Raw genomic sequence first — 2,713 nt, 5'->3', positions numbered from 1 at the left:
GAGCAGCATCGTCACCTCGCGCTCGTCCCAATATCTGGCGGGGCGGAGCTGGATGCGCTCGAATTCCTTCTCGCCTGCAAAATATTCCTTCGACAAGGGCGGGCGCTCATAGGGAAGTTCAGGCTCGTCGCCGATAATCGCAATGCTGCCTTCGAACTTCTGCGTCCGCAGCATCACCGCGACCTGCGCCCCGCCGTGCCCTCCGCCTACAATCACCACCGTGTCAACGGCGGAGCAAAAACCGGCCACGGGGCGGCGCAAAAGCAGGCCACTTTCTTGCGCGCTTGAGCCCGCCGGGACCGAGCAGCGCGTCGCGTTCGACGATCCCGCCTACACGATCGAAATTCCGGCCGATCAGCCCTATTCGGCGCGGCACGTGCTTATCGTCCACCAGTCGCCCACATCACCGCGGCGCTGGATCAAGGTCGATCTGAAGGACGGCGGGCAGCGCATCGTCCAGCAGCAGGCAGTCACCAATTTCGACCCCGACGATTATGAGGTCGAGCGCCTGTTTGCGCCCGCACCCGACGGCGAGCTCGTTCCCATTACCCTGCTGTCGCGGCGCGGGGCGCCCAAGGACGGCCAGGCGCCGCTGCTCCAATATGGATATGGTGCCTACGGTATTTCGAGCGATCCCGAATTTTCGATCCCCGCGCTCACTCTCGTCGATCGCGGCTGGCGCTATGCGATCGCGCACGTGCGCGGCGGGTCCGAAAAGGGCCGGCAATGGTTCCTTGGCGGGCGCCGGTTCACGAAACGCAACAGCTTTACCGATTTCATCGCCTGCGCCGAATATCTGGCCCGCGAGGGCTATACGGCGAAGGGCCGAGTTGTGGCATATGGTCTGTCGGCGGGCGGCCTCCTCGTCGGGGCGAGCATGAACATCGCGCCGAATCTCTGGGCCGGGGTGATCGCGAAAGTGCCTTTCGTCGATATGCTGAACACAATGAGCGATGCCGCGCATCCGCTGGTGCCGCTCTTCCGTCCCGACTGGGGCGACCCGCTCGCCGACCCCAAGGCCTATGACTATATCGCGTCCATCTCGCCCTATGAGAATGTAACCGCAAGCGCCTATCCGCCGCTGCTTTGCACCGCCGGGCTCAAGGATGACCGCGTTTCCTATTGGGAACCCGCAAAGCTCGTTGCCGAAGTGCGGCACAAGTCGACGAGCGGCAACCCCGCGATGCTCCTCACTGATATGAAGAGCGGCCATCAAGGCAGCGCCGACCTCGCGAGCGAATATCGGGAGAAGGCACTTTTCTGGGCATTTGCAATCCACTGTGCGGCGTAATGCGCTGTGAGGCCTGCCATTGGCCTCATCTTCCGCTATCGACGCGGCTCTGCGCTGGCACGGTCGGCAGTGACAGCCGCTGAGCCTGGAATTATGCTGCGCTCGTTGGGGAGGCATTATGCAGAAATATCGCGGAGCGCGGCGAAACCGGCGGAAGCGGGCACCGCGGCGGCGGCGGCCCCGTCGGACGTTTCCTGTCTTCCTTCTGTTTCTGCTCGCCTTCGCCGCAACGCTTGCGTTCACTCAAGGCTATCGGCCGACCTGGCTTGAAGACGTCGCCGGCGGGTCGATGTCGCTGGTCGGCGCTGCAACGGCCGAAACGTCCGGGCTGAGCGAGACTTCGAAGCGCATAAGCTTTGCCTTTTGCCATATGGGCGGCGGCTACAACTGCGTCGTCGATGGCGACACGATCTGGCTTGAGGGCGAGAAGATCAGGATTGCCGACATCGATACGCCAGAGACCCACGATTATCGGTGCCCGGCGGAAAGGGAACTTGGAGACAGGGCGACGGTGCGGCTGCGGGAAATTCTCGAGGCTGGGACCATTACGCTCAAACCCATCGACAGGGATACGGACCGTTATGGCCGCAAGCTGCGCATCGTGCTGGTCGACGGCAAAAGCGTCGGAAAGACGCTCGTCGATGAAGGGCTCGCGCGCTGGTACGAAGGCGGGCGAAGGCCATGGTGCTGAAAACGCCTGGCGGCTGTGTAACGGGCCTGCGCTGCGCTGGCCTCAAGCGCCGATACATTCTTGCCTAACGGGGGTGATCGCACGAAGATCCACATCTTCGTCGGGCGCCTGGTCGGGCGTGAGCCCTTGCGTCAAAATCAGCTTGCGGGCAGCGCGCTGGTCTTGGGGACGATTGACCGACTCCACGGCCAGAAGTCGCCGATCTCTGAAACAGAACACCGAAAATGCGCCGGTGGCCGGGTCGCCGCGGAGGCTCAGCTCATTTGCTCCGCTGCTGATGCCGGCCATCGCGGTGCGGGCGTTGGCGTTCGCTCCATTGAGCATCGGGTACCGCCATCGGATCTGTCCACTGGGCATCTCGCTGGCTCGCCGAAGCGAGCCCCGCGACAATCTCAGTGCCCCGGATATTGGGGGCGAAAGGAGCAGTTATGGACAAGGTAGGCGAGGGGGCCGGGATGGAAGCTCGAGGGCCGTGTCGCCCTTGTGACCGGCGGCTCAAGCGGCATCGGGGCGAGCACGGCACGCGCCCTGGCAGCAGCGGGAGCGTGCGTGAGTTTTCGGCCATGCCTCGGGACGATTTTTAGCCGCTCTTATGCACCAAGGGGTGTCTGAGCGGTAGGCGGGAGTAGCGTAAAGCTCTGTTCTGAAGTAAGAAATTGGGTGTCTAAGCCGTCCCTGCTCCGGGACAGAAATTGCCATAGGCTACACCCGCCATGACCGACGTTACCTCA

General features: G+C 63.1%; 4 protein-coding genes and 1 pseudogene. 3 read left to right on the top strand and 2 right to left on the bottom strand.

What is annotated here, in order from left to right; all coding sequences use genetic code 11:
- A pseudogene (locus B5X69_RS21215) lies at nt 1–174 on the bottom strand (NAD(P)/FAD-dependent oxidoreductase); the annotation flags it as partial.
- A gap of 46 nt (nt 175–220) precedes the next feature.
- Here B5X69_RS21215 and B5X69_RS20485 point away from each other — a divergent pair.
- Both B5X69_RS20485 and B5X69_RS20480 read left to right on the top strand, forming a co-directional pair.
- Nucleotides 221–1,291, top strand: coding sequence for a prolyl oligopeptidase family serine peptidase (locus tag B5X69_RS20485; protein WP_217699173.1), 1,071 nt, complete (start codon nt 221–223; stop codon nt 1,289–1,291).
- Nucleotides 1,292–1,409: 118 nt separating this feature from the next.
- A complete protein-coding gene (locus tag B5X69_RS20480; protein WP_245798830.1) occupies nt 1,410–1,982 on the top strand; it encodes a thermonuclease family protein in 573 nt (190 codons plus the stop codon).
- A 42-nt stretch (nt 1,983–2,024) separates the two neighbouring features.
- Here B5X69_RS20480 and B5X69_RS20475 read toward each other — a convergent pair whose 3' ends face one another.
- On the bottom strand, nt 2,025–2,306 hold the full coding sequence (locus B5X69_RS20475) for an oxidoreductase C-terminal domain-containing protein (protein ID WP_217699172.1): 282 nt from the start codon (nt 2,304–2,306) through the stop codon (nt 2,025–2,027).
- A gap of 159 nt (nt 2,307–2,465) precedes the next feature.
- Between B5X69_RS20475 and B5X69_RS22350 the strand changes: the two genes are divergently transcribed.
- On the top strand, nt 2,466–2,594 hold the full coding sequence (locus B5X69_RS22350; RefSeq protein ID WP_281250960.1) for a hypothetical protein: 129 nt from the start codon (nt 2,466–2,468) through the stop codon (nt 2,592–2,594).
- Nucleotides 2,595–2,713: the final 119 nt, after the last annotated feature.

It is taken from the genome of Sphingopyxis flava, assembly GCF_900168005.1.
In the GTDB taxonomy this organism is placed as follows: domain Bacteria; phylum Pseudomonadota; class Alphaproteobacteria; order Sphingomonadales; family Sphingomonadaceae; genus Sphingopyxis; species Sphingopyxis flava.
Note: the sequence above shows the minus strand (reverse complement) of the source record. Positions and strands in the feature narration are given on the sequence as shown.

Bases quoted from the DNA above. Each gene is read 5' to 3' on its own strand.
- B5X69_RS20480 (WP_245798830.1), top strand. From the start codon at position 1,410: ATGCAGAAATATCGCGGAGCGCGGCGAAACCGGCGGAAGCGGGCACCG.
- B5X69_RS20475 (WP_217699172.1), bottom strand. From the start codon at position 2,306: ATGCTCAATGGAGCGAACGCCAACGCCCGCACCGCGATGGCCGGCATC.